Genomic DNA, 24024 nt, shown 5'->3' with positions numbered 1-24024 from the left:
GTGGCGTCACGACACTGGACGCCCGCATTGCTGTTCCTCATAGGTAACACAGTTGGAAGCGCTCTCCGAACCGGCACGGGCGTGCGGCCGATTTCTTCACACGACCGCAACACGCTCACTCCGTGCGCAGCGCCCGCTTCTCGCGCTCGAGCTCGACCAGGCGCACCTGCACCGCGCGCGCCATCACCGGATCGGCGGACGCGCGCTGGAGCGCCCCGCGCAGCTCGGCGATCTCGCGGAGCAGGTCGCGCTCGATGAGCGAGATCGCCACGTCGCGGGAGTAGCGGGCGAGCCCCTCCTCGTCGGCGGCCGGGATCGGCGCCACCGCGAGCTGGCGCACCAGCGAGGCGAAGGGACCGGGGACGTCGTCGGCGACGTGCTCGACCCAGTCGCGGTCCTCCGCCCGTTCGAGGTTCGCGACCACGGCGTCGCGGACCACGCGGAGGGTCTCGTTGGTGACCGCCGCGTGCGCCGCCCGGGCCAGGAGCTCCGGACCCATCGCCTGGGGCAGCTGGAGCATCGCCATCAGCGCCTCCCGCTCGATGCGCGTGACGACGTCGACGGGGAGGTCGGCGATGCGCGCGCCGAGGGGCGCCTCGGCCGCGGACGATTCGCCGCCGCCCCGCCCGCCCTGCTGGTCGCGGCCCTCGGGTCCGGAGGAGCGGGGCCGGGATCCGGCGGAGCGCACGGCGGAGTTGACCTCGGCCATGTCCAGGCCGAGCATCCGGGCGAGCTCGCGGGAGTAGCCGGGCCGCAGCGCCGGGTCACGGATCTCGGCGACGACCGGGGCGGCCGCGCGCAGGGCCGCGATCCGGCCCTCGACCGTCTCGAGGTCGTAGCGGTCCAGCAGCTGCCGGATCACGAACTCGAACATCGGCTTCTTGTCGTCGATGAGGCGGCGGACGGCGTCGTCTCCGCGGTTCAGGCGGAGGTCGCAGGGGTCCAGGCCCTCGGGCGCGACGGCGACGAAGGTCTGCGCGGCGAAGCGGTGCTCCTCCTGGAACGCGCGCATCGCCGCCTTCTGGCCCGCCGCGTCGGGGTCGAAGGTGAAGACGACCTCGCCGACGCCGCTGTCGTCGCCCAGCACCCGGCGCAGCACCTTGATGTGGTCGACGCCGAAGGAGGTGCCGCAGGTGGCGACCGCGGTGGTGACGCCGGCGAGGTGGCAGGCCATGACGTCCGTGTAGCCCTCGACGACGACCACCCGGTGCCCGCGGGAGATGTCCCGCTTGGCGAGGTCGAGCCCGTAGAGCACCTGGGACTTGTGGTAGACGGGCGTCTCGGGGGTGTTGAGGTACTTGGGGCCCTTGTCCTCCTCGAGGAGGCGGCGGGCGCCGAAGCCGACGGTCTGGCCGGTCACGTCGCGGATCGGCCAGACGAGGCGGCCGCGGAAGCGGTCGTAGACGCCGCCGCGGTTGTTGCTGCTGACCAGGCCGGCCGTGGTCAGCTCCTCCTCCGAGAAGCCGCGGCGCTTGAGCGCGGTCGTGAGCCCGTCCCAGCCGTCGGGTGCGAAGCCGACGCCGAAGCGGTCGGCGGCGGCGCGGTCGAAGCCCCGCTCGCCGAGGAAGCGCCGACCGACGTCGGCGCCCGGGGTCGCGAGCTGCTCGCGGAAGTACTCCTCCGCGGCGTCGTTCGCGGCGAGGAGGCGCGCTCGCCCGCGGGTCTCGGGCGCGCGGCCGTCGCCGTCCTCGTACTGCAGCGGGAAGCCGATCCGCCCGGCGAGGCGCTCGACGGTCTCGCTGAACGAGCTGTGGTCCATCTTCATGATGAAGCTGTAGACGTCGCCCGACTCCTGGCAGCCGAAGCAGTGGTAGAAGCCGGCCTGCGGGCGGACGTGGAAGCTGGGGCTGCGCTCGTCGTGGAAGGGGCAGAGGCCCTTCAGCGAGCCGATGCCGGCCGACTTCAGCGTGACGTACTCGCCGATCACGTCGCCGATGTTCACCCGCGCCTTGACCTCCTCGACATCTGACTGTCGGATCCGAGGCATGGGGTCCATCGTATCGGCCGCCGGAGCCGCCGAGCCGGGGTGGGGAGAACTGCACCAGGGCGGCGCGGATCACCCCGGAGACCTGTGATCGGCCCCGCACCCCGAGATCAGGGTCATCCCTGATCCGCACCCGCCCGCCATCTCCGAGAATCGACCCATGCCCCCTGCCGCCTCCCGCCCGCCTCTCCTGCGTGCTCTGCTCGTCGCCCTGCTCGGCGGTCTCGTGCTGGGCGGGCTCACCAGCCTGCTCCAGGGCTCCCTCCCGCCGTCGGTGAGCTCGTTCGCCAACTCCTCCGGGGGCTGGTCCATGCTCGTGTTCGCGCTCGTGCGCCTCGGCGGCGTCCGACCGGCAGCGGGGGCGGCGCTCGGCCTGCTGAGCTTCTGGGCGCTGCTCGAGGGCTACGACCTGGTGACCGCAGCGCGCGGCTTCGGCTACTCGCCTCCCTTCACGGACGTCTTCTGGCTGCTCGCCGTCCCCGCCGGGCCGATCCTGGGCGCCGCCGCCGCACTCACCCTCCACGGCTCGAGGACGTGGCGCGTCCTGGCTGTCGCGCCGCTCTCGGGCGTGCTGATCGGCGAGGGCGTCTGGGCGCTGAGCGCGGTCGCCGACACCACGAGTCCGGTGTACTGGTGGCTCCAGATCGTCCTGGGCGCGGGCTTCCTCGTCCTGGCCGTCGTGCGGAGGAGGCCGCGGGCACTCGTCTCGCTCGCGGCGCTCGGCGTCACCGCGGCGGCCGCCGTCGCCTTCTCCGTCGTCTACTCCGCGCTGTGAACCGTTCGAGAGGGTCGTCGCGGACCCTCCGCGCACTCGCGGGTTCCGCCCTCCTCCTGGCCCTCGCAGGGTGCACCACCACGGCGGACACCCCGGTCGCGCCGCCGTCGTCCGCCTCGGTGCCGTCGTCGACATCCTCCGCCACCCCTCCTCCGATCGACGTCTCCGCCGAGCTGGCCGCGCTCGAGAACGAGTTCGACGCCCGGATCGGCGTCAGCGCCGTCGACACCGGCTCGGGCCGCCGGGTCGATCACCGGGCCGACGAGCGCTTCGGCTTCGCCTCGAGCCTCAAAGCCCTCGCCGCAGCGGAGTTCCTGCGCACCGTCCCCGCCGCCGAGCGGGACGAGGTGGTCACCTGGACCGTGGCCGACGTCGAGGCGGCGGGCTACTCCCCCGTCACGGAGGAGACCACCGCCACCGGCCTGCCGCTGTCGCAGCTCGCCGAGGCGGCCGTCCGCCGGAGCGACAACACAGCTCTGAACCTCGTGCTCCGGCGCCTCGGCGGACCCTCCGCCCTCGACCGAGGACTCGAGGCTCTCGGCGACACCACCACCGAGGTGGTGAACGAGGAGCCCGCGCTGAACACGATCGAGCCCGGCAGCACCGAGGACACCACCACCCCGGCCGCGTTCACGGCCGACCTCGCCGCTGTCGCCACAGGTGACGTGCTGTCCGCGGAGGACCGGGCGCTCCTGCTCGACTGGATGAGCGGCAACGCGACCGGCGACACTCTCGTCCGGGCGGGCGCTCCGGCCGGCTGGAGCGTCGCGGACAAGTCCGGGGGCGCCGGCGGGATCCGCAACGACGTCGCCGTGGTGACGCCTCCCGGGCGGGACGCGGTCGTGCTGTCGATCCTCTCGACGCGCAACGACCCCGAGGCGGACTACGACGACGCGCTGGTCGCCCGCGCCGCGGCCGTCGTGCTGGGAGCCCTGCGGTAGCGGCCGCCCGGCGTCAGCAGTGCCGGTTCACGTAGCCCGCTGCGCCACGGGGGACGACGTCGCGGTCGCGGAGGGTGACCGAGATGCTCCGGCCCTGCGCGGCGCAGGCCTCGGAGTAGGCGGACCGGCCGTTGTCGGTGTACTCGATCTCGTAGACCTGGCGCCCGTAGACGTCCGTGTACGCCGCGCACTCGTCGTAGACCTGGCACTCCTCGACGACGGCGAAGTCGAAGCCGACCGTCCTCTTCCCGGCAGCGACGAGATCGGCTCCGTTCTTCTGGCCGATCGCCAGGCCGGAGCGGTGAGCGCGCGCCGTCAGGAGGGTGGCGAACGCCAGCGCCTGCGACTTCGTCAGCCTCCCGCCCGAGCGGGTGTAGCTGTCCAGATTGTCGGCCTCGACGGCGTCGAAGCCGTCCTCGGCGCAGCCGTCGATCCAGGCGCCGACGATAGCGAGCAGAGCGGTCCGCTTCGCGGAGGTCGAGACGTCGAAGAGGTACTCGTCCGGCCAGCCCGGATCGGCGAGGGGCTTCCCGTCCGCTCGCCTCACCAGGAGCTCGGGGTGCCGCTTCGCGAAGGCGGCGCTCTCGCCCGGCTGGGTCTGGAAGGCGTTCACGTAGCAGACGCTGTAGCGGCCGGCGGCGGGCGCGTCCGTGCGGTCGCGGTCGACGATGGTGACGCTCGACGCCGGAGCGTAGGCGCCTCCCAGCTGGTAGTCGAGGACGCCGTTCGCGGGAGGGAGCAGCGGTGCCGCCGAGGCCGCGGCGGGCTGGATCAGCAGCAGCCCCGCGACGACCAGGGCGAGGAGGCCGAGACGGGGCCGACGCGGCCTCATCCGGGAGCTCCCGGCGTGCGCCCTGCGGCTCGCACGCCCGTGGCCGCCGGCAGCGCGCCGAGTGCGAGCTCGCCGATGACCGCGATGCGGTCCGCCGGTGCTCCGTCGCGGGCCTGCGTCGACATCCCGCTGAGCACGGCGACGACGAAGGCGGCGACGGATCCGGCGTCCGTCTCCGGCGGCACGTCGCCCTCCTCGATCCCGCGCTCGACTCGTGCGGCGACGAGCGCCTCCATCTCGCGGCGACGGGCCTCGAGCCGCGGCTCGCTCAGCACGAAGCAGCCGGCAGGAGTGCCGGGCGCGGAGTACCCCTCCGCACTGACGCGGACGACGGCGGCGACGGCGTCGCGCGCCGTCGGCCGGTCGAGCAGCTCCTCGAGCACGGCGTTCGCGGTGCCGGAGTAGCAGGCCGCGGCGGCCTCGAAGAGCTCGTCCTTGTCGCCGAAGGCGGCGTAGAGGCTCGGGGCCGAGATGCCGATGTCCCGGGTGAGCACCGCGACCGTCGTCTCGTCGTAGCCGTCGCTCCAGAAGCGGTTCATCGCGGTCCGCAGCGCCACTTCGCGATCGAAGCTCCTCGGTCGTCCTGCCATGCCCACCAATCTATAGCAGGCGCTACGGAATGTGCTAGCGTCCTCGCCACCCGTTCTTTATCGATCGCTACAGAAAGCGGACCCCATGCAGATCCACGATTCCACCGCCCTCGTCACCGGCGCCAACCGGGGCATCGGCGCCGAGTTCGTCCGGCAGCTCCGCGCCCGCGGCGCCCGCACCGTCTACGCCGCCGCCCGGGACGTCTCCTCGATCGCGGTGAGCGAGGGCGTCGTCCCCGTCGCGCTCGACGTGACGGACCCGGAGCGCATCGAGGAGCTGGCCGCCGAGCTCGGCGACCTGCAGATCCTCGTCAACAATGCGGGCATCGCGCCGACCGTGCCCTTCCTCACCGGCGACATCGCCGAGATCCGCCGCACCGTCGAGACGAACGCGTTCGGCCCGCTCCTGCTGACCCGCGCCTTCGCCGGCCACCTCCGTCGCGCCGGCGGCGGCGCCGTGCTCACCGTGCTGTCCGTGTCGTCCTTCACGTCGTTCCCGGGCGCCGAGTCCTACTCGATGTCGAAGGCCGCGGCGTGGAGCGCGACCGACGGCCTCCGCCTCGCTCTGGCCGAGCAGGGCACCCAGGTCCTCGGCCTGCACATGGGGTTCGTCGACACCGACATGGCGTCCTGGACGGACGCGCCCAAGTCCTCACCCGAGGCGATCGTGACCGCCGCCCTCGACGGACTCGAGCGCGGCGACTCCGAGGTGCTCGCCGACGACATCGCCCGCAGCGTCAAGGCCGGGCTCGCCCTCGATCCCGCGGAGCGCTACGGGCAGCTGCTCGCCGGCTGATCCTCGACAGGCGGCGTCACCGGAGGTCGTCGTCGATGCCGCGGAGGTCGAGGACGAAGCGGTAGCGCACGTCGTTCCTCGCCAGCCGGTCGAGGGCGGTCCCGACCTCCGCGACCGGCAGCACCTCCACCTCCGGGGCGACGCCCTCCGCGGCGCAGAAGTCGAGCAGGTCCTGCGTGCAGCGGCGCCCTCCGCTGCCGGCCGAGGCGAGCCGCTTCCTGCCGACGAGCAGGTCCAGGACGTCCACAGTCACGGTGCCGAGGTGCCCGAGGAGGAACAGGGTGCCGTCGAGGGCGAGCACGCGCAGGTAGTCAGCCGGGTCGTGCGGGGCGGACACCGTGTCGATCACGACGTCGAGCGAGTCGCGGGCGGCGGTGAGCGCCTCCGCGTCCGTCGTGACGACGACGTGCTGCGCTCCGAGCCGGCGGGCGTCCGCCTCCCTGCCCGGAGACGTGGTCAGGAGCGTGACCTCGGCGCCGAGAGCCGCGCCGAGGCGGACCGCCAGGTGGCCGAGTCCGCCGAGGCCCGCCACACCGAGGCGGGTCCCGGGCCCGACTCCCGACGCTCTCAACGGCTCCCAGACCGTGATCCCCGCGCAGAGAAGTGGTGCGGCCGCGGCCGGATCCAGACCCTCAGGGAGTGCATAGGCGAACCGCTCGCTCACGACGTACCGGCCGGAGTACGCCCCGAGCGTGGGCGTCCCGTCGATCCGGTCCGTGCCTCCGTAGGTGAGCGTCGGGAAGCTCGCGCAGAAGTTCTCCTGGCCCGCGCGGCACATGCCGCACTCGCCGCACGAGTCGACGATGTTCCCCACCGCGACCGCGTCGCCCGGATGGAACGCCGTGACTCCCGTGCCGACGGCGAGGACCTCGCCGACGAACTCGTGGCCGGGAACGAGCGGGAATCCGGCGTCGGCGCCCAGCGCGTGGAGGTCGCTGTGGCAGACACCGCAGAAGTCGACGCGGACGTCGAGGTCGTCGGCGCGCAGCTCGCGCCGCTCGACGACGGTGGGGCGGAGGGAGTCGCCGGGACGCTCGGCGAGGAGTGCAGTGGTGAGCATGCCGGCGAGAGTACCTACCGGTTGGTAGCTTCTCCGGGATCGTCAGCGGAGTCGCAGGGCCGCATCGACGACCTGTCCCAGTGCGGCTCGTCGGCGCTGGTGCACCGGGTCGGGGTCGCCGGGGTCGGCGACCGTGGTGACGGAGCCCTGGGCCCAGGCCGCGGCGGTAGCGATGAGGAGGGTCCAGAGGTCGGCAGGGTCGAGGTCGGGGCGGAGGAGGCCGGCGCGCTGCTGCTCCGCGATGTCGGCGAGGTTCGCCTCGTCGATGCCCTCGTTGCCCGCGTAGAGGTAGCCGTCCGGCTCCTGCTCGAGCCGCTTCCACATGACCAGGCGCATCAGCGCGGGGTCGGCCAGGTAGTCGTCGTAGAGCCGTCTCGCGTAGTCCGCGGGGTCCGCTGCCGTGAACGGCACCCGCTGGGCGTTGGCGAGCACGTGCGCGTCGAACACCGCGTCGAACAGCCGCTCCTTCGCTCCGAAGTGCGAGTACAGCATCGGCTTGCTCATCCCCGACCGTGCCGCGATGCGGTCGACCCGCGCTCCCGCCAGCCCGTGCGCCGCGAACTCCTCCGTCGCCGCCTCGAGGATCCGCTGTCGTGTCCGCTCCCCTCCCACGCCCTCACCGTACCCGCCGACCCGCGCCCCTCCGCGCCTCGCGGTGCGGCGCCCTCCCCGCCCTCCGAGCCGACCGGCCGACCCGCACGCCAGCACATCGCCTCAGACGACGCACCCGGCTCCCTGGAACTCACCACCCCGACAAGCCGACCGCGGTGACGCCTGGCGGTGACCGGCGTGCCCCGGCACCGCTGAACGGCCGATCCGCGTGCCAGCGGATCGCCCCAGGCGGACGCACCCCGCTCCACGAATCGCACTACCCCGACAAGCCGACCGCGGTGACGCCTCGCGGTGACCGTCGTGCACCGGCACCGCCGAACGGCCGATCCGCGTGCCAGCGGATCGCCCTAGGCGGACGCACCCCGCTCCACGGAACGCACCACGTCGCCAAGCCGACCGCGCCACGCCGGGCAGGGACCGGCGTGGAATCGAGCACCGCCGACCGCGCCACGCCGGGCAGGGACCGGCGTGGAATCGAGCACAGCCGACCGCGCCACGCCGGGCAGGGACCGGCGTGCCACCGGCACCGCCGACCGGCCGATCCGCGTGCCAGCGGATCGCCCTAGGCGGACGCACCCCGCTCCACGAACCGCACCACCCCGAGAAGCCGACCGCGCCACGCCGGGCGAGGACCGGCGTGCAATCGAGCACAGCCGAACGGCCGATCCGCGTGCCAGCGATCGCCCTAGGCGGACGCACCCCGCTCCCTGGAACGCAACACCTCGCCAAGCCGACCGCGGTGACGCCGGGCAGGGACCGGCGGCACAGCTGAGCCGGGCGCCGCCCGGCTCAGCGCATCAGCACAACCTCTCGAACCAGGCGAGGGCGCTCTGGTCGGTGAGGTTGGCGACCTGGTCGACGACGACGCGGCGGCGGGCGTCGTCGCCGGGGGCGGCGTGCCAGTCCTCGGCGAAGCCGGGCTCGAGGGTTCCCGGGCCGCGGTCGAGGAGGGTGTCGGCGAGGCGGGTGAGGACTTCGCGCTGCTGAGCGTAGATGGGCTGGCGGGTGTTCCGCGACATCACGAACGTCGCGACGATCCCCTTGAGCACGGCGATCTCGGCCTGCTGCTCGCGGGGGACGACGACGTGGCCGCCGAAGCGGACGAGGTCGGGGTGCTGGTACGCCTCGCGGGTGGCCTCGGTGGCGGCGGCGGCGAAGCGGCCGATGAGCTGGCTGGTGAGGTTCTTGAGCCGGGCCTGGTCGCGGCGGGAGCCGTCCCAGGAGGAGACCCACACGTCGAGCGAGTCGAGACGGTCGAATGCGGCGACGAGCTCGTCGTGTCCGACCTCCCCGCCGACCCAGGAGTGCATCGACTGCACGAGGTCCTCGTGGTCGGCGCGGGAGCCGAGTGCTTCGACGTCGATGTAGCCGGAGACCACCGCGTCCTCGAAGTCGTGCACGGAGTAGGCGATGTCGTCCGAGAGGTCCATCACCTCGGCCTCGATGCAGCGCACCCCCTCGGGGGCGCCCTCGCGCATCCAGGCGAACGCGGGGGCGTCGTCGGCGTAGAAGCCGAACTTGGCGCGCCCCGACGGGTCCGCGACCGAGCGCGTGTCGGGCCAGGGGTACTTGCAGCTCGCGTCGATGCTGGCGCGGGTGAGGTTCAGCCCGTAGGGGCGGGCGTCGTCGCCGAACACCTTCGGCTCGAGCCGCGTGAGCAGACGGAAGGTCTGCGCGTTGCCCTCGAAGCCGCCGATCCCCTCGGCCCAGGTGTTGAGCGCGCGCTCGCCGTTGTGCCCGAACGGCGGATGCCCGATGTCGTGCGCGAGGCAGGCCGTGTCGACGACGTCGGGGTCGAGGTCGAGGCTCGTGGCGAGCTCCCGGCCGATCTGCGCCACCTCGAGCGAGTGGGTCAGGCGGTTGCGCGCGAAGTCGACGCCCGCCGTGGGGCTGAGCACCTGGGTCTTCGCGGCCAGGCGGCGGAGCGCGCTGGAGTGGAAGAGCCGGGCGCGGTCGCGGGCGAAGTCGGAGCGGCGGGTCGAGTGGTCCTCCGGCAGGAATCGCTCGGTGTCGACGAGCGAGTACCCCCAGAGCGCGCGGTCATCCACCGCTGTTGTGGATCTCGGCGGCTGAGACCGCGTCGCGCTGCCCGGCGTCGAGCTCGCGGGACTCGAGCCAGCGGTCCGGGAGGGAGGGGACCTTGGGCGAGCCGGCGCGGCCCCGCTGCCCCTCGGCCGCCTCGCCCGGATAGGGCTGCGTCCAGTCGAGCGTCGCCAGGAGCTCGTCGAGCTGCGCGAGCGACTCGACCGTGGCCAGGCGGGCGCGGAGGTCGCCGCCGACGGCGTAGCCCTTGAAGTACCAGGCGACGTGCTTGCGGATGTCGCGGCAGCCGCGCTCCTCGCTCTCGAAGAAGTCGACGAGCAGCTCCGCGTGGCGGCGGAACGCCTCGGCGACCTGCCCGAGCGAGGGACGGAACCGCTCGTCGGAGCCGGCGAACGCGGCGGCGAGGTCGCCGAAGAGCCAGGGGCGCCCGAGGCAGCCGCGACCGACGACGACTCCGTCGCAGCCCGTCTCGGCCATCATCCGCAGCGCGTCCTCTGCCGACCAGATGTCGCCGTTGCCCAGCACGGGCACGCTCGTGACCGTCGCCTTGAGCGTGGCGATCGCCGACCAGTCGGCGTGCCCGCTGTAGAACTCGGAGGCGGTGCGCGCGTGCAGCGCGATCGACGCGACTCCGGCGCCCTCGGCGGCACGGGCGGCCTCGAGGTAGGTGAGGTGGTCCGGGTCGATGCCCTTGCGCATCTTGACGGTGAGCGGGACGTCGCCGGCCGCCTTCACGGCGCCCTCGACGATCTGCCGGAACAGCGGGAGCTTCCACGGCAGGGCCGCTCCCCCGCCCTTCCGGGTGACCTTGGGCACGGGGCAGCCGAAGTTGAGGTCGATGTGGTCGGCCCGGTCCTCGGCGACGAGCATGGTGACCGCCTCGGCGACGGTGACCGGGTCCACTCCGTAGAGCTGGATCGAGCGCACCGACTCGCTGGGGTGGTGGCGGATGAGGCGCATCGACTCCGGCGTGCGCTCGACGAGCGCGCGGGAGGTGATCATCTCGCTCACGTAGAGGCCGTTGCCGAACTCGCGGCAGAGGCGGCGGAACGCCGTGTTGGTGATGCCCGCCATGGGGGCGAGCACCACCGGCGCGTCGAGTTCGAGGGGGCCGATCCGGAGCGCCGGCGCGGTGCGCGCGGGCGGGGCGGCCGTGAGAGTGGAGGACATCGGTATCGATTCTCCCAGATCCTGTGTTGGGGAAGGCGGAGTGACGAGCGGAGAGGTGGAGAGATGAACGGGAGCACACCTGTGGAGGACGGTTCGCAGCGGCTGGAGGCGGACGCGTCCGCCCGCGGCCTGGCGGTCGAGATCGTGGAGAGGCCCGCTGCCGGCAGCCTGCACGAGGCGGCCGCGCTGCTGGGCATCGAGCCCGGCGACATCGTGAAGTCGCTCGTGGTGAAGCGCCACGACGGCGGCTACCTGTTCGCCCTCGTCCCCGGCGGGCGGCAGATCGCGTGGCCGAAGCTGCGCGCGGTGGTCGGAGTGAACAAGCTCCGCCTCCCGGACGAGACGGCCGCCCTCGAGGCGACCGGCTACCGGCGCGGCACCATCACCCCGATCGGCTCCACGACGGCCTGGCCGGTCTACGCCGACGAGCGGATCCTCGGCCGCCGCGTGGCGATGGGAGCCGGCGCCGACGGGCGCAGCGCCTTCGTCGACGCGGACGCCCTCGTGGCCGCCTACGGCGCGACCGTGGCCGACATCACCGTGGAGGAGCCTCCGCGCTGATCGGCGGCACCTCGGCCTGCGCTTCCGCGGCCTGCGGCACGGCGCAGACGCCGTCCTCGCACAGCGGCCCGCCGGAGTCGCCGAGCATCTCGAACGGCCCGCTCACGCGACGGCCGCCCGCTGCTCCAGCACGTGCTCGAGGACCTCGGTGAACGCCGCCGGCTCCTGGGCGCCGGAGACGCCGAAGCGCCCGTCGAGGACGAAGAACGGCACCCCCGAGATCCCGTACTCGCGGGCCTGGGCGATGTCGGACTGCACCCGCCCGAGGTAGCGCCGGTCCTCGAGAGCGCGGCGCGTCTCCGCCGGGTCGAGCCCGACCTCGCCGGCGAGCGAGGCGAGCACTTCCGGATCGGCCAGGTCGCGGCCCTCGACGAAGTACGCGCTCAGGAGACGCTCGACGAGCTCGAGCTGCAGTCCGTTCTCCTTGGCGTGGTGGAGCGCCTGGTGGGCGGTGACCGTCTTGACGTGGCGCACCGACTCGAAGTGGTAGTCGAGGCCGACACTCGCCGCGATCTCCGTGACGGCGTCGAGCATCTGCTGCGCCTGCGCCTCCGGGATGCCCTTGTGCTCGGCGAGGAACGCCGCCTCTCCCCCGCGGTAGTCCTCCGGCGTGTCCGGCGAGAGCTCGAAGCTGCGGTACTCCACGACGACCTCCGGAGCCTCGGGGTGCGCGGCGCGGAACGCCTCGAGCCCGCGCTCGAACCGGCGCTTCCCGATGTAGCACCAGGGGCAGGCGATATCGGACCAGACGTCGACGGACAGGGGGCTCGGCTCAGCACTCACCCCCAGGACAACGGAGGGGGCGCCCCGCTATTCCCGCAGCACGCGGACGAGCTCGTCCACGTCGGACTCATCGTTCCAGAGGTGGAAGGCGATGCGGAGCCGGCCGCCGCGGCCCGAGACGCGCAGACCCGCGGCCTGCAGCAGCTCCAGGTCCGCTCCCCCCTCGTCCGGCCAGGACACCAGCGCCCGGTGCTGAGGCTCCCGGTCCAGCCGCTCGCACAGCAGGTCGCCGAGGCCGGAGGCGTGCGCCCAGACCGCGTCGAGGTCGAGCGAGCGGAACAGAGCGAGCGACGCCTCGGCGCCGGCGAACGCCTGCCAGGCCGGCGAGACGTCGAAGCGGCGGGCGTTCTCAGCCAGGTGCATGGCCGGTCCGTAGCAGGACGACCACACGTCCTCCCCCGAGTACCAGCCCGCCTGCACGGGGACGAGCTCGGCCGCGTAGGCGGGCGACACCGTGAGGAACGCCACTCCGCGCGGCGAGCACAGCCACTTGTAGGCGTGGGTGAGGGTCGCGTCGAAGCGGGAGGCGTCGACCGGCAGGACGCCGGCCGCCTGCGTGAGGTCGCACGCGGTCCGCACTCCGTGGCGCGCGGCCGCCTCGAGGACGGCGTCGAGATCGGCGAGCGCTCCGCTGCTGGACTGCACGGCGGAGAAGACGACGAGGTCGTCCCCGTCGTCGACGGAGTCGGCCAGCGCCTCGAGCGCGACGGAGCGCACGGTCACTCCGCGGTGCGCCTGGGCGAGGAAGGGGAACACGATGGAGGAGAAGTCGCCGTCCACGCAGAGCACGCGGGCCCCGTCGGGCAGCGAGGCGGCGAGCACGGCGGCCATGGCGGAGGTCTGCGAGCCGATCGCGACCCGGTAGACCGGGACGCCGGCGATCGCGGCGAACGAGGCACGCGCGCGCTCGGCGACAGCGCCGTAGGCGGCGGCCGTGCTCTCCCCGGACGACCAGCCGTCGAGGTCCGCCCGCAGCGCCTCGACGGTCTCCCGCGGCGGCAGGCCGAGGGTGCAGGCGTTGTGGTAGCCGCGGGCACCGGCGAAGCGCGCGCGCAGGTCGGCGGAGTTCGGCAGTGCGGTGCTCACCTCTCGAGGATGACGCTCCGGAGCCGGATCGCCAAGACCGGGGAGCGACCGGGCGCGTCGGCGGCGGGCCCGGTCAGCGGGCGGCGAGGGCGTGCGCCTGCTCGAGCACGGCGACGACCTCGCGGGCCTCGCGGACGTCGACCGGCGAGGGAGCGCCGTCCAGGAGCGACCGCGCGACCTGCTCGAGGAACGCGGCGTAGCGTCCCCGCTCACTCGGCACGGGGTGTGCGCCGGAGTCGTTGACGAGGACGCCCCATCCCTCCGGCGCGACCTCGCCGAAGCCGTCGTCGTCCGGTCGGGCGCCGCCGGTGCGGAGCGCGGTCTCCTGCGGATCCAGACCGTCGACGCTGAAGGCGGCGCGGGTGCCGAGCACGCGGAAGCGGGGGCCGGTCGCCCGGGCGACGCGGCTCATGGTGAGGTGGGAGCGGACGCCGCTGTGATGCAGGAGCGAGACGAACGCGTCGTCCTCGCTCGCCGAGCCCTCGTGGACGGTCCGGGTCTCGGCCGCCGTGACGACCGCCGGGCCGAACAGCAGCAGCGCCTGGTCGACCAGGTGGCTGCCGAGATCGAAGAGGATCCCGCCACCCTCGGCCGAAACCGTCTCGCTCTGCCACCTGCCCGTCTTCGGCGCGCTCCAGCGCTCGAAGGTCGACTCGAAGCGGAGGACCTCGCCGAGGACCCCTTCGCCCAGGAGGCGGCGGAGGGTGAGCAGATCGGCGTCCCAGCGCCGGTTCTGGAAGACGAAGACGGGCGCACCGCTCCGCTCGGAGGCGGCGATGATCGCGTCCGCGTCGGCCGTGCTCGGTGCGAAGGGCTTGTCGATCACGACGGCGACTCCGGCCTCGAGCACCCGGACGGCCTGCTCCCGGTGCACCGACGGTGGCGAGGCGAGCACGACCAGCTCCGGCCGCTCGGCGAGCACCGCGTCGAGGTCGGGCACGATCCGGGCCTCCGGATGCGCGGCGGAGGCCGCGGCCCTCCGACCGGCGTCGCGGGTGGAGACGGCGACGACCTCGAAAGCGGGATCCGCCGCGAGGAACGGACCGTGGAAGACGCTGCCGGCGAGCCCGAAGCCGACGATCCCGGCCCGGATCACGAGGAGGCCCCCGGCACGTCGACCGCGCCGCCGAAGCGACGGGAGCGGCCGGAGTAGTGCTCGATCGCGTCCCAGAGGTCGGTCCGCGTGAAGTCCGGCCAGAGCCGGTCGAGGAACACCATCTCGGCGTAGGCGCTCTGCCAGAGCAGGAAGTTGCTGGTGCGCTGCTCGCCGGAGGAGCGCACGAAGAGGTCGACGTCCGGCATCTCGGGCACGTAGAGCGCCTTGGCGATGGTCTTCTCGGAGATGCCGGAGGGCTTGAGCCGCCCCGCCTGGACCTCGGCGGCGAGCCGCTGCACCGCGTCGGCGATCTCGGTGCGCCCGCCGTAGTTGACGCACATGGTGAGGGTGAGCACGTCGTTGTCCGCGGTCATCCGCTCGGCGAACTGCAGCTCGTTGATCACCGACGCCCACAGGCGCGGCTTCCGGCCGGCCCAGCGGATGCGCACGCCCCACTCGTTGAGCTGATCGCGCCGGCGGTGCAGCACGTCGCGGTTGAAGCCCATCAGGAAGCGCACCTCCTCGGGCGAGCGCTTCCAGTTCTCGGTCGAGAACGCGTAGACGCTGAGGTGCTTCACGCCGATCTGGATCGCTCCGGCCACGACGTCCAGCAGCGCCGTCTCGCCGCGCTTGTGCCCCTCGATCCTCGTCAGGCCGCGGGAGTTCGCCCAGCGGCCGTTCCCGTCCATCACTATGGCGACGTGCCCCGGAACGGCCTTCCGCGGGATCGCGGGCGGGTGGATCCCGGTCCAGTCGAGGGGGCGGTACGGCTCGGCGTCCTTGTGGGTGAAGGGCTTCATCGGGTGACGTGCTCCAGGGATCTCAGACCGCGTTCGAGATGGAACTGCGTGTAGGCGGCGACCACTCCGCTCGCCCGCGACCGCGTGGTCGGCTCGGTGGTCTCGGCATGGGCCCAGTCTCCTGTAAGCAGTGCGCCCAGCAGGACCACGACCTCCGGAGCGACCCGCGGTGCGCCGGGCGGCGTGCAGTCGGCGCAGACGACGCCTCCGAGCTGCACCACGACCGCGCCGTGGGGCCCGGGGGCGCCGCAGCGCGCGCAGTCCTCGAAGCTGGGCGCCCAGCCCGCGATCGAGAGCGCCCGCAGGAGGTAGGAGTCGAGCGTCAGCACCGGCTCGTGCTCGTGCTTCGAGAGCGAGCGCAGGGCCCCGACGAGCAGCAGGTACTGCTGCAGGGAGGCGTCCGCGTCAGTGAGGCGGTCCGCCGTCTCGACCATCGCGCTCGCCGCCGTGTAGCTGTCGTAGTCGGCCGCGATCAGCGCACCGTAGGCGCCGAGCGACTCGGCCTGCGTGACGATGTCGAGGCTCCGGCCCTCGTAGAGCTGGAGGTCGGCGACCATGAACGGCTCGAGCCGCGAGCCGAACTTGGAGCCGGTCTTGCGCACGCCCTTCGCCACCGCGCGGATCTTGCCGTGGCTGCGCGAGAGCAGCGTCACGATGCGGTCGGCCTCGCCCAGCTTGTGCGTGCGGAGCACCACGGCTTCGTCGCGATAGGTGGGCATCCTCCGATTATCCCCCCGACCCCCGACACCCGGCTGGCAGCCCGGCCGGAGCAGGGCCCGCGCCGTGGAACGATGTCCGGGTGGCAGCCTCCCTCTTCGAGATCCCGGCCTGGGCCGACCTGCTCGCGATCGCCATCGGCTGCCTCCAGGGCGCGATGTTCGCGGGCGAGTTCCGCGACCGCCGGATCGACCTGCTCGGCGTCACGATCATCGGCACGGCCACCGGCCTCGGCGGCGGCGTGCTCCGCGATCTGCTGCTCCAGACGCCTCTGGTGGCCCTGCACACCGACGCGTACCTGATCGTCGCGGTGACCGCCTCCCTGCTCGGGATGCTGCTCCAGCACCTGCTGAACCGGGTCGACGGGACGATCACCGCCCTCGACGCGCTGACCCTCGGGCTCTTCGGCGCGATCGGCACCACGAAGGCCCTGTCGCTCGGCGTGCCGGAGGTGCCGGCCGTGTTCGTCGGCACCGTCTCGGCCGTCGGCGGATCCGTCGTCCGAGACATCCTGCTGAACCGGCCGATCGCGCTGATGCACGTCGGCTCGCTCTATGCGGTCGCCGCCTCGGTGGGCACCGGCGTCCTGGTCCTCGCGCTGCGCTTCGGAGTGACGATCGACTTCGCCGCGCCGCTCGCGGTGGGCGTGACCACGGTCATCCGGCTGCTCGCGGTCCGCTACGGCTGGAGCCTGCCCGAACAGCGCGCGCTCAGCGGGGTGCCGCGCCTGCGCTGGCGCCGCCGGACCTAGCGGCGGCCGACCCGGACGCAGGGAGCGGAGTCCCGCGCGGTCCGCGCACGGGAATGCCGTGGGAGCCGCGACGCATCACGGCTCCCACGGCGGGGATCGGGCCCGATCAGGCGGAGGCGCCGGCCAGCTCGCGGACCGGGACCTCCTCGCGCAGGGCGCGGTTGACGGCCGAGACGATGGCCTTGAGGGAGGCGGTCGAGATGTCGGCGTCCACGCCCACGCCCCACAGGGTGCGGCCGTTCACCGTGCACTCGACGTACGAGGCGGCCAGCGCGTCGCCGCCGGCGCTGAGCGCGTGCTCGACGTAGTCGAGGACCCGGACCTCGACGCCCTGCTGCTCCAGCACGGCCTCGAAGGCGTTGATCGGGCCGTTGCCCCGCGAGCTGGCCGAGACGCGCTCGTCGCCCACCCGGAGGACCGCGTCCAGCGCGATGCTGCCGCCCAGATCGCTCGACGTGTTCGTGCGCAGCAGCTCGAAGCGGCCCCACTTCTCGTCGGCGCGCTCGGCGGGCGCCGGCAGGTACTCGTCCTGGAACACCGTCCAGATCTGCTCGCTCGTGACCTCGCCGCCCTCGGCGTCGGTCTTGGCCTGCACGACGCCCGAGAACTCGATCTGCAGCCGGCGCGGCAGGTCGAGCGCGTGGTCCGTCTTCAGCAGGTACGCGACTCCGCCCTTGCCGGACTGCGAGTTGACGCGGATGACCGCCTCGTAGGAGCGGCCCAGGTCCTTCGGGTCCACCGGCAGGTAGGGCACGGCCCAGGTGAGCTCGTCGACGCTTCGGCCGGTCCGCTCGGCCTCGGCCTGCATCGCCTCGAAGCCCTTCTTGATGGCGTCCTGGTGCGAGCCGCTGAAGGCGGTGAAGACCAGGTCGCCCGCCCAGGGGCTGCGCTCGGGCACGGGCAGCTGGTTGCAGTACTCGGCGGTGCGCTTGATGCCGTCCATGTCGCTGAAGTCGATCTGCGGGTCGATCCCCTGGGTGAACAGGTTCACGCCCAGCGCGACCAGATCGACGTTGCCGGTGCGCTCGCCGTTGCCGAAGAGGCAGCCCTCGATCCGGTCGGCACCGGCCAGGTAGCCCAGCTCGGCCGCCGCCACGGCCGTGCCGCGGTCGTTGTGGGGGTGCAGCGACAGCACGATGTTCTCGCGCTGCGCGAGGTTGCGGCTCATCCACTCGATCGAGTCTGCGTAGACGTTCGGGGTGGCCATCTCGACGGTGGCGGGCAGGTTCAGGATGACCTTGCGCTCGGGAGTCGGCTCGAAGACCTCGACGACCCGGTCGCAGATCTCGCGGGCGAAGTCGAGCTCGGTGCCGGTGTAGCTCTCGGGCGAGTACTCGTAGTAGACGGCCGTGCCGGGGACGGTCGACTCCATCTCGCGGCACTTGCGGGCGCCGGCCAGCGCGATGTCGATGATGCCCTGACGGTCCTTGCGGAACACGACCTCGCGCTGCAGCACGCTCGTGGAGTTGTAGAGGTGCACGATCGCCTGGCGCGCGCCGCGGATCGACTCGTAGGTGCGCTCGATCAGGTGGTCGCGGGCCTGGGTCAGCACCTGGATGGTGACGTCCTCGGGGATCGCGCCCTCCTCGATGAGGCTGCGCACGAAGTCGAAATCGGTCTGGCTCGCGCTCGGGAATCCGACCTCGATCTCCTTGTAGCCCATCCGGACCAGCAGATCGAACATGATGCGCTTGCGCTCGGGGCTCATCGGGTCGATGAGCGCCTGGTTGCCGTCGCGGAGGTCCACGGCGCACCAGCGGGGCGCGGTCGTGATGCGCTTCGACGGCCAGGTGCGGTCGGGCAGGTCCACGGCGATCAGCTCGTGGAAGGGACGGTACTTGCCGATCGGCATGGGCGACGGCTTCTGGTTGTTCAGCATGAGGTGCTCTCCCGGCGCAGTGGTGCGCACGTGTCTGTTCTCGCTCGTGACCGATCCCGCTCGCGTGCGGCTCCGCTGGTGGGCGGTGCCGGTCGGGCGGTCTCGCGGGGATCCGGATGCGGATCGACCTCGCGGGCGAGGGATGGTTCAGCCGACGACGGACTCCGCGACGAGGATGGCCTGAGGATCAGATCTCGTCGCGGCGGAGAAGGAGGAGCTGTCCGAAGCGCACCCGGTCAGGGTAGCACCGCCCCCGCGGCGCGTCACCCCGGCGTCCCGCGCTAGGAGACCAGGCCGTTCTCGTAGGCGTAGACCACCAGCTGCACGCGGTCGCGCAGGCCGAGCTTGCCGAGGGTGCGGCTGATGTGCGTCTTCACCGTCGCCTCGCTCAGGAACTCGGCGCGCGCGATCTCGGTGTTGCTCATCCCCCGCGCGGCCAGGTGGAAGATCTCGCGCTCGCGGTCGGTGAGGGTCGCGAAGGCGGGCGGGGTCTCGCGTCCGCTGCCCGCCGCTCCGAAGTGCTCGAAGAGCTCGCGGGTCGCGGAGGCGGCGACCACGGCGGTCCCCGCGTGCACGGTGCGGACGGAGGCGAGGAGGAAGCCGGGCTCCGTGTCCTTCAGGAGGAAGCCGCTCGCGCCCGCCCGGATGGCGCGCGCGGCGGCCTCGTCGAGGTCGAAGGTGGTCAGCACGAGGATGCGCGGAGGCTCGACCCGCCGCTCCTGCGCGTCCGCGAGGATCCGCCGGGTCGACTCGATCCCGTCGACGCCCGGCATCCGGATGTCCATCAGCACGACGTCGGGGGCCAGCCGCGCGACCAGCTCCGCACCCTCCGCCCCGTCCGAGGCCTCGCCGACCACCTCGAGGTCGGGCTGCGAGCCGAGCAGCATGCGGATGCCGGCGCGGAAGAGGGCCTGGTCGTCGACGAGGACGAGGCGGATGGTGTCGGTCATGCGGGGCTGCCTCCGGAGGCGAGGGGTGGGGCGGTGCGGGCGAGGGACGGGGAGGAGGGCAGGCGCGCGTCGACGACGAAGTCGTCCCCGACCGGGCCGGCGGCGAGCACTCCCCCGACGAGCGCGGCGCGCTCGCGCATGCCGACCAGGCCGTGGCCCTCGCCCGGCAGGGAGTCGCGCTCGACGTCGGCGCACCGGGCGTTGCGCACGGTCAGGGCGAGCTCGCCGCCATCCTGGCGCAGGGCGATGTCGAGCGGCGAGCCCGGGCGGCCGTGGCGGAGAGCGTTCGTGGTCGCCTCCTGGGCGATGCGGTACAGGGCCAGACCGACGGCGCGCGGCACCGCCTCCAGGTCGACGGCGAGCTCGGCGCGGACGGGGGCTCCGGCTCCGCCCACGCTGTCGAGGAGGGCCGGCAGGTCGCGGGCGCCGGGCTGCGGGCCGTCGCTCTGCGAGTGCCGCAGCTGGGCGAGGAGCACGCGCACGTCGCCGAGGGCGTCCCGGGCGACGGAGGAGATGGTCAGCAGCGCGGCGTCGGTCTGCTCGGGGCTGGTGGCGCCGAGGTAGCGCGCGCCGTCGGCCTGCGCGATCACCACGGCGAGGGAGTGGGCGACGACGTCGTGCATGTCGCGGGCGATCCGGTTGCGCTCCTCCACGGTGTCGAGCTCGCGCTGCGCTCGGGCGCGCTCCTGCTCGGCCTGCGCGCGCAGGGTCTGGCCCTCCCGGGCCCGGCGGACCGCCCGCGAGAGCAGGCCGATGGTCCAGGAGAGGCCGAGCGTCGCGAGGATCCCGCCGAAGGTGGCTCCGGCCGACAGCAGGCCGTCGTAGGCGCTCGCGACGAGGTCGAAGACGAGGACGAGGTAGACCACGGCGACCACGGCGCCGAGGACGGCCGACACCGCGCCCGCGATCCGCACCCGTCGCGACTCCGACGCGCCGGCGCCGAAGAGGACGGCCAGGATGGCCAGATCCGCCGGTCCGGGAGTGAGGCTCGCGCTCATCTGCAGGGCGGCACCGGCCCAGGCGATCGAGAGGGCGAGGACCGGTGACCGCCGGTGCAGTACCAGCGCGACCGCGAGCACGCCCGCGACCAGCAGCTGCATCGCGCCGTCCACCCCGGCGAACGGGAGGCCGGCGACGAGGAGGAGCACCAGCGCCTGACCACCGGCGACCCCCACCGCGAAGGGGTCCTGCGGCCCGGCGACCCGGGTCAGCAGCGCGTCGATCCGATCGCCCGCGAGGACCGGCGCCCGCAGCGCGTTGAGGTACACGAGGACCTTCGCCGCACCGAGCACGGAGGCGACCGCGAGGGCGACCAGGGCGAGGACCACGAACTCCACGCGCGCCGGGAGCCCGGACGGATCGAGCGGGCCGGAGAGGCCGAGCGCGACGGTGACGCCGCCGATCCCGGCGAGGATCAGGCCGCCCGCGAGCGCCAGGGCACGGGTCCAGGGGCCCACCCGGCGGGTCGTCTGCCAGAGGACGACCAGGCCGACGAGCACCCCGTCGACGGGGACGCCGCCGAGCAGGACGCCTCCGTCGGCGAGCGCGCCGACCGCGACGAGCGAGGGGGCGAGCGCGGGCAGGAATCCCGCGACGGCGAGGGCCAGCGCGAGCACGAGGCCGCCGGCGATCCGCTCGGTCGGAGTGACCCCGGTGAGCCCGAGCAGCAGATGGAGGGCGGCGAGCAGCGCCCCGGCGATCGGCAGGGCCGCCGGTCGGTCGAGGAGGGCGCGCATGAGGACCACGCTACGGGTCCGCGCGCCCGGGGGCGTCGTCCTGGAGGGTGACCGCGGTCGTCCTCCGGCGTCAGAAGCCCAGGCGCCCCAGCAGCTTCGGGTCGCGCTGCCACTCCTTGGCGACCTTCACCCGGATGGAGAGGAACACGCGGCGGCCCAGCAGACGCTCGATCTGCTCGCGGGAGACGGCTCCCACCTCGCGCAGGCGCTGGCCGCCCTTGCCGATGATGATGCCCTTCTGACTGTCGCGCTCCACGAAGACGTTGGCGTAGATGTCGATCAGCGAGCCGTCCTCGCGCTCGACCATGTCGTCGAGCGTCACGGCGAGGGAGTGCGGCAGCTCGTCCGAGACGCCCTCGAGGGCGGCCTCGCGGATGAACTCGGCGATCCGCGAGGACAGGTCCTCGTCGGTCACCGCCTCCTCCGGGTAGAGGGCGGGCGAGACCGGCATCAGGCGCAGGAGCTCGACGGCCAGGACGTCCAGCTGCTCCTCGGTCACGGCCGAGATCGGCACGATCGTGTCCCACTCGCGCAGCTCCGAGACGGCGAGCAGCTGCTTCGCCACGGACTTCTTCGAGGAGAGGTCGACCTTCGAGACGATCGCGACCTTCCGGGCGCGCGGGAAGGAGTCGAGCTGCTCGTTGATGAAGCGGTCTCCCGGGCCGATCGGCTCGTCCGCCGGGAACAGCATCCCGATCACGTCGACGTCGCCGAGGGTCGAGGTGACGAGCGAGTTCAGCCGCTCGCCGAGGAGCGTGCGCGGCCGGTGGATGCCGGGGGTATCGACGACGATCAGCTGGCCGTCGGTGCGGTGCACCACTCCGCGGATAGCGCGCCGCGTGGTCTGGGGCTTCGAGCTCGTGATGGCGATCTTCTCGCCGACGAGGGCGTTCGTGAGCGTCGACTTGCCCACGTTCGGGCGGCCGACGAAGGACACGAAGCCCGCCCGGTAGGGAGCGGCGGCGGGAGTGGTGTCGGTCATCGTGCGTCCTCGTGCTGATCGCCCGTGGCTCCGCGGGTGGGAGCCGTGCTCGGGCTGGGGGTGGTGGTGCCGCCGTCCGCGATGATCGCGACGGGGCCGGTGCCGGGCTCGCCGGCGGTGTCCAGATCGGGATCGCGGCGGACGATCACCGTGGAGATGGTCCCACGGCGAGGGTCCGCCTGCTCGGCCTCGAGCAGCACTCCGCCGATCCGCGCCGTCGCGCCGCGCTCGGGGAGGCGCCCGTAGGCCTTGGTCAGCAGTCCGCCGACCGAGTCGACGTCGTCGTCCTCGAGGTCGAGCTCGAACAGCTCGCCGAGCTCGTCCACCGGCAGGCGCGCCGAGACGCGGTAGACCCCGGGCGCCGTCTCCTCGAAGAGGTCGACCTCGCGGTCGTACTCGTCGGAGATGTCGCCGACGAGCTCCTCGATCAGGTCCTCCAGCGTCACCAGGCCCGCGATGCCGCCGTACTCGTCGACCACCATCGCGAGGTGGTTGGACTCGAGCTGCATCTGGCGGAGCAGCTCGTCGGCCTTCTTCGACTCGGGCACGAACAGCGCGGGGCGCGCGAGATCGGCGACCGTGTCGTCGTCGTCCGGCCGCTCGTAGGTGTGCCGGGCCACGTCGCGCAGGTAGAGCACGCCGAGGACGTCGTCGACGCCGTCGCCGATGACGGGGAGCCGGGAGATGCCGCGGCTCAGCAGGAGCCCCATGCCGGCGCCGACGGAGGAGGTCGCCTCGATCGTCACCATGTCGGTGCGGGGCACCATCACCTCGCGGACGAAGGTGTCGTTGAACTCGAAGATCGAGTGGATCAGCTCGCGGTCGTCCTGCTCGAGCACGTCCTGCTCGGTCGCCTCGTCGACCATGCTGAGCAGCTGCTCCTCGGAGGAGAACCCCGCCGAGCGCCCGGTTCCCGGGGTCACCCGGTTGCCGAGGGCCACGAGCCCGTGCGCGACCGGACCCAGCGCGAGCCGGAGCACGTGCACGAGCGAGGCGCTGGTGGACAGGACCGCGCGGGCGTTGGCGCGCCCGACGCTGCGGGGGCTGGAGCCGACCAGGACGAACGAGACCGCCGCCATGATCAGGACCGCCAGCAGGAGCGCGAGCCAGAGCTGCGGGACCTCGACGACCAGCACCGTGGTGACGAACACCGCGGCCGTCGTCTCGGCCGCGATCCGCGAGAAGTTGACGACGTTGACGTGGGCGCTCATGTCGCCCGCGATCGCGCGGAGAGCGCGGGCGCTGCGGGAGTGCTGGGCCATGTCGAGCAGGTCGCTGCGCGAGAGGACGCCGAGGGCGGCGTCGGTCGCGGCGAACCAGCCGCCGACGGCGACGAGCGCGAGGGCGGCGATGAGGAGCTGGAGAGTGGGCACGGCGCGCTCTAGCGGCGTCGCTCGCTGATGTGGAAGCCGACCAGGATGTCGCGCTGGATGCCGAACATCTCGCGCTCCTCCTCCGGCTCGGCGTGATCGAAGCCGAGCAGGTGCAGGAGCCCGTGGGCGGTCAGCAGCTGCAGCTCGTCGAGCACGGAGTGGCCGGCCGACTCGGCCTGGGACTGCGCGACCTGCGGGCAGAGCACGATGTCGCCGAGGAGCCCGGCGGGGGTCTGCTCGTCCTCGGTCCCGGGACGCAGCTCGTCCATCGGGAAGCTGAGCACGTCGGTCGGCCCCGGCTCGTCCATCCACTGCACGTGCAGCTGCTCCATCGCGCCCTCGTCGACCAGCACGATCGCGAGCTCGGCGTCGGGGTGCACGTGGAGCGAGTCGAGCGCGTAGCCGGCGAGGCGCAGCAGGGCGGCCTCGTCGACGGGGACGCTCGACTCGTTGTTGATCTCGATGCTCACGGGGGCGGGTCTTCCTTCGGTTCGGGAGGGGCGGGCG

The 24024-nt window shown here is 73.0% G+C and carries 23 protein-coding genes; 5 read left to right on the top strand and 18 right to left on the bottom strand.

The window, feature by feature from the left end:
- Positions 1 to 115: 115 nt before the first annotated feature.
- Positions 116 to 1987 (bottom strand): DNA primase, encoded by a 1872-nt coding sequence (dnaG, locus tag C5D66_RS00115; protein ID WP_104255733.1) that lies wholly within the window; start codon positions 1985 to 1987, stop codon positions 116 to 118.
- 157 nt (positions 1988 to 2144) lie between these two features.
- Here dnaG and C5D66_RS00110 point away from each other — a divergent pair, with 157 nt between their 5' ends.
- Both C5D66_RS00110 and bla read left to right on the top strand, forming a co-directional pair.
- A complete protein-coding gene (locus C5D66_RS00110) occupies positions 2145 to 2759 on the top strand; it encodes a DUF6518 family protein (protein WP_181067945.1) in 615 nt (204 codons plus the stop codon).
- Positions 2756 to 3700, top strand: a complete 945-nt coding sequence (gene bla, locus C5D66_RS00105; protein ID WP_104255734.1) for a class A beta-lactamase — start codon at positions 2756 to 2758, stop codon at positions 3698 to 3700. The genes C5D66_RS00110 and bla overlap by 4 nt, the downstream gene beginning before the upstream one ends.
- Positions 3701 to 3713: 13 nt before the next feature.
- Here the strand turns inward: bla and C5D66_RS00100 are convergent, their stop codons facing one another.
- Together C5D66_RS00100 and C5D66_RS00095 are read right to left on the bottom strand one after the other, a co-directional pair.
- The gene (locus C5D66_RS00100) at positions 3714 to 4532 is read right to left on the bottom strand and encodes an endo alpha-1,4 polygalactosaminidase (RefSeq protein ID WP_104255735.1); all 819 of its coding nucleotides are present in this window, start codon (positions 4530 to 4532) and stop codon (positions 3714 to 3716) included.
- A complete protein-coding gene (locus C5D66_RS00095; protein WP_146083163.1) occupies positions 4529 to 5122 on the bottom strand; it encodes a TetR/AcrR family transcriptional regulator in 594 nt (197 codons plus the stop codon). Before C5D66_RS00095 ends, C5D66_RS00100 begins: the two co-directional genes overlap by 4 nt.
- A gap of 85 nt (positions 5123 to 5207) precedes the next feature.
- Between C5D66_RS00095 and C5D66_RS00090 the strand changes: the two genes are divergently transcribed.
- Positions 5208 to 5918 (top strand): SDR family oxidoreductase, encoded by a 711-nt coding sequence (locus C5D66_RS00090; protein WP_104255737.1) that lies wholly within the window; start codon positions 5208 to 5210, stop codon positions 5916 to 5918.
- Positions 5919 to 5934: 16 nt separating this feature from the next.
- Here C5D66_RS00090 and C5D66_RS00085 read toward each other — a convergent pair whose 3' ends face one another.
- From C5D66_RS00085 to dusB, 4 genes are all read right to left on the bottom strand, one after another.
- A complete protein-coding gene (locus C5D66_RS00085; RefSeq protein WP_104255738.1) occupies positions 5935 to 6978 on the bottom strand; it encodes an NAD(P)-dependent alcohol dehydrogenase in 1044 nt (347 codons plus the stop codon).
- Positions 6979 to 7020: 42 nt separating this feature from the next.
- Positions 7021 to 7590 (bottom strand): TetR family transcriptional regulator, encoded by a 570-nt coding sequence (locus C5D66_RS00080; protein ID WP_104255750.1) that lies wholly within the window; start codon positions 7588 to 7590, stop codon positions 7021 to 7023.
- A gap of 797 nt (positions 7591 to 8387) precedes the next feature.
- Positions 8388 to 9638 carry a deoxyguanosinetriphosphate triphosphohydrolase gene (locus C5D66_RS00075; RefSeq protein WP_104238216.1) on the bottom strand — a complete coding sequence of 417 codons (1251 nt, stop codon included), beginning with the start codon at positions 9636 to 9638 and terminating at the stop codon, positions 8388 to 8390.
- Positions 9631 to 10803, bottom strand: coding sequence for a tRNA dihydrouridine synthase DusB (gene dusB / locus C5D66_RS00070; RefSeq protein ID WP_104226691.1), 1173 nt, complete (start codon positions 10801 to 10803; stop codon positions 9631 to 9633). The genes C5D66_RS00075 and dusB overlap by 8 nt, the downstream gene beginning before the upstream one ends.
- A 63-nt stretch (positions 10804 to 10866) precedes the next feature.
- Between dusB and C5D66_RS00065 the strand changes: the two genes are divergently transcribed.
- Positions 10867 to 11364 (top strand): aminoacyl-tRNA deacylase, encoded by a 498-nt coding sequence (locus tag C5D66_RS00065; RefSeq protein ID WP_104223436.1) that lies wholly within the window; start codon positions 10867 to 10869, stop codon positions 11362 to 11364.
- Positions 11365 to 11466: 102 nt separating this feature from the next.
- Here C5D66_RS00065 and C5D66_RS00060 read toward each other — a convergent pair whose 3' ends face one another.
- The 5 genes from C5D66_RS00060 to recO all read right to left on the bottom strand — a co-directional run bounded on the left by C5D66_RS00060 (position 11467) and on the right by recO (position 15848).
- A complete protein-coding gene (locus C5D66_RS00060) occupies positions 11467 to 12147 on the bottom strand; it encodes a DsbA family protein (RefSeq protein ID WP_104255739.1) in 681 nt (226 codons plus the stop codon).
- 27 nt (positions 12148 to 12174) lie between these two features.
- On the bottom strand, positions 12175 to 13233 hold the full coding sequence (locus tag C5D66_RS00055; RefSeq protein WP_104255740.1) for an aminotransferase class V-fold PLP-dependent enzyme: 1059 nt from the start codon (positions 13231 to 13233) through the stop codon (positions 12175 to 12177).
- A 73-nt stretch (positions 13234 to 13306) separates the two neighbouring features.
- Positions 13307 to 14329 (bottom strand): Gfo/Idh/MocA family oxidoreductase, encoded by a 1023-nt coding sequence (locus C5D66_RS00050; RefSeq protein WP_104255741.1) that lies wholly within the window; start codon positions 14327 to 14329, stop codon positions 13307 to 13309.
- Positions 14326 to 15129 (bottom strand): isoprenyl transferase, encoded by an 804-nt coding sequence (locus tag C5D66_RS00045; RefSeq protein WP_104234456.1) that lies wholly within the window; start codon positions 15127 to 15129, stop codon positions 14326 to 14328. The genes C5D66_RS00050 and C5D66_RS00045 overlap by 4 nt, the downstream gene beginning before the upstream one ends.
- Positions 15126 to 15848: a DNA repair protein RecO gene (gene recO / locus C5D66_RS00040; protein ID WP_104223431.1), complete on the bottom strand. Its 723-nt coding sequence runs from the start codon at positions 15846 to 15848 to the stop codon at positions 15126 to 15128. The genes C5D66_RS00045 and recO overlap by 4 nt, the downstream gene beginning before the upstream one ends.
- Positions 15849 to 15928: 80 nt before the next feature.
- Between recO and C5D66_RS00035 the strand changes: the two genes are divergently transcribed.
- A complete protein-coding gene (locus C5D66_RS00035; protein WP_104223430.1) occupies positions 15929 to 16597 on the top strand; it encodes a trimeric intracellular cation channel family protein in 669 nt (222 codons plus the stop codon).
- 106 nt (positions 16598 to 16703) lie between these two features.
- On the opposite strand, the gene leuA is transcribed toward C5D66_RS00035, so the two are convergent.
- The 6 genes from leuA to ybeY all read right to left on the bottom strand — a co-directional run bounded on the left by leuA (position 16704) and on the right by ybeY (position 23987).
- Entirely contained in the window at positions 16704 to 18476 is a 1773-nt protein-coding gene (gene leuA / locus C5D66_RS00030; RefSeq protein WP_104238221.1) for a 2-isopropylmalate synthase, read from the bottom strand.
- A gap of 281 nt (positions 18477 to 18757) precedes the next feature.
- Positions 18758 to 19426, bottom strand: a complete 669-nt coding sequence (locus tag C5D66_RS00025) for a response regulator transcription factor (protein WP_104234459.1) — start codon at positions 19424 to 19426, stop codon at positions 18758 to 18760.
- Positions 19423 to 21162 (bottom strand): sensor histidine kinase, encoded by a 1740-nt coding sequence (locus C5D66_RS00020; protein ID WP_146079305.1) that lies wholly within the window; start codon positions 21160 to 21162, stop codon positions 19423 to 19425. The genes C5D66_RS00025 and C5D66_RS00020 overlap by 4 nt, the downstream gene beginning before the upstream one ends.
- A gap of 70 nt (positions 21163 to 21232) precedes the next feature.
- Positions 21233 to 22144 carry a GTPase Era gene (gene era, locus C5D66_RS00015; RefSeq protein ID WP_104223426.1) on the bottom strand — a complete coding sequence of 304 codons (912 nt, stop codon included), beginning with the start codon at positions 22142 to 22144 and terminating at the stop codon, positions 21233 to 21235.
- Positions 22141 to 23517, bottom strand: coding sequence for a hemolysin family protein (locus C5D66_RS00010; RefSeq protein ID WP_104223425.1), 1377 nt, complete (start codon positions 23515 to 23517; stop codon positions 22141 to 22143). Before C5D66_RS00010 ends, era begins: the two co-directional genes overlap by 4 nt.
- An 8-nt stretch (positions 23518 to 23525) precedes the next feature.
- Positions 23526 to 23987 (bottom strand): rRNA maturation RNase YbeY, encoded by a 462-nt coding sequence (gene ybeY / locus C5D66_RS00005; protein ID WP_104223424.1) that lies wholly within the window; start codon positions 23985 to 23987, stop codon positions 23526 to 23528.
- Between the last annotated feature and the right edge of the window lie 37 nt (positions 23988 to 24024).

The organism is Rathayibacter sp. AY1B4, assembly GCF_002932815.1.
In the GTDB taxonomy this organism is placed as follows: Bacteria; Actinomycetota; Actinomycetes; order Actinomycetales; family Microbacteriaceae; genus Rathayibacter.
This window is presented reverse-complemented; position numbering and strand designations above follow the sequence as displayed.

What these genes read in the sequence shown, in the direction of transcription:
- C5D66_RS00095 (WP_146083163.1), bottom strand. Translation starts at nt 5,122, where the DNA reads ATGGCAGGACGACCGAGGAGCTTCGATCGCGAAGTGGCGCTGCGGACC.
- dnaG (WP_104255733.1), bottom strand. Translation starts at nt 1,987, where the DNA reads ATGCCTCGGATCCGACAGTCAGATGTCGAGGAGGTCAAGGCGCGGGTG.
- C5D66_RS00065 (WP_104223436.1), top strand. Translation starts at nt 10,867, where the DNA reads ATGAACGGGAGCACACCTGTGGAGGACGGTTCGCAGCGGCTGGAGGCG.
- C5D66_RS00020 (WP_146079305.1), bottom strand. Translation starts at nt 21,162, where the DNA reads ATGCGCGCCCTCCTCGACCGACCGGCGGCCCTGCCGATCGCCGGGGCG.
- C5D66_RS00085 (WP_104255738.1), bottom strand. Translation starts at nt 6,978, where the DNA reads ATGCTCACCACTGCACTCCTCGCCGAGCGTCCCGGCGACTCCCTCCGC.
- era (WP_104223426.1), bottom strand. Translation starts at nt 22,144, where the DNA reads ATGACCGACACCACTCCCGCCGCCGCTCCCTACCGGGCGGGCTTCGTG.
- dusB (WP_104226691.1), bottom strand. Translation starts at nt 10,803, where the DNA reads ATGTCCTCCACTCTCACGGCCGCCCCGCCCGCGCGCACCGCGCCGGCG.
- C5D66_RS00025 (WP_104234459.1), bottom strand. Translation starts at nt 19,426, where the DNA reads ATGACCGACACCATCCGCCTCGTCCTCGTCGACGACCAGGCCCTCTTC.
- C5D66_RS00110 (WP_181067945.1), top strand. Translation starts at nt 2,145, where the DNA reads ATGCCCCCTGCCGCCTCCCGCCCGCCTCTCCTGCGTGCTCTGCTCGTC.
- leuA (WP_104238221.1), bottom strand. Translation starts at nt 18,476, where the DNA reads ATGCTGAACAACCAGAAGCCGTCGCCCATGCCGATCGGCAAGTACCGT.
- C5D66_RS00090 (WP_104255737.1), top strand. Translation starts at nt 5,208, where the DNA reads ATGCAGATCCACGATTCCACCGCCCTCGTCACCGGCGCCAACCGGGGC.
- recO (WP_104223431.1), bottom strand. Translation starts at nt 15,848, where the DNA reads ATGCCCACCTATCGCGACGAAGCCGTGGTGCTCCGCACGCACAAGCTG.
- C5D66_RS00100 (WP_104255735.1), bottom strand. Translation starts at nt 4,532, where the DNA reads ATGAGGCCGCGTCGGCCCCGTCTCGGCCTCCTCGCCCTGGTCGTCGCG.
- C5D66_RS00045 (WP_104234456.1), bottom strand. Translation starts at nt 15,129, where the DNA reads ATGAAGCCCTTCACCCACAAGGACGCCGAGCCGTACCGCCCCCTCGAC.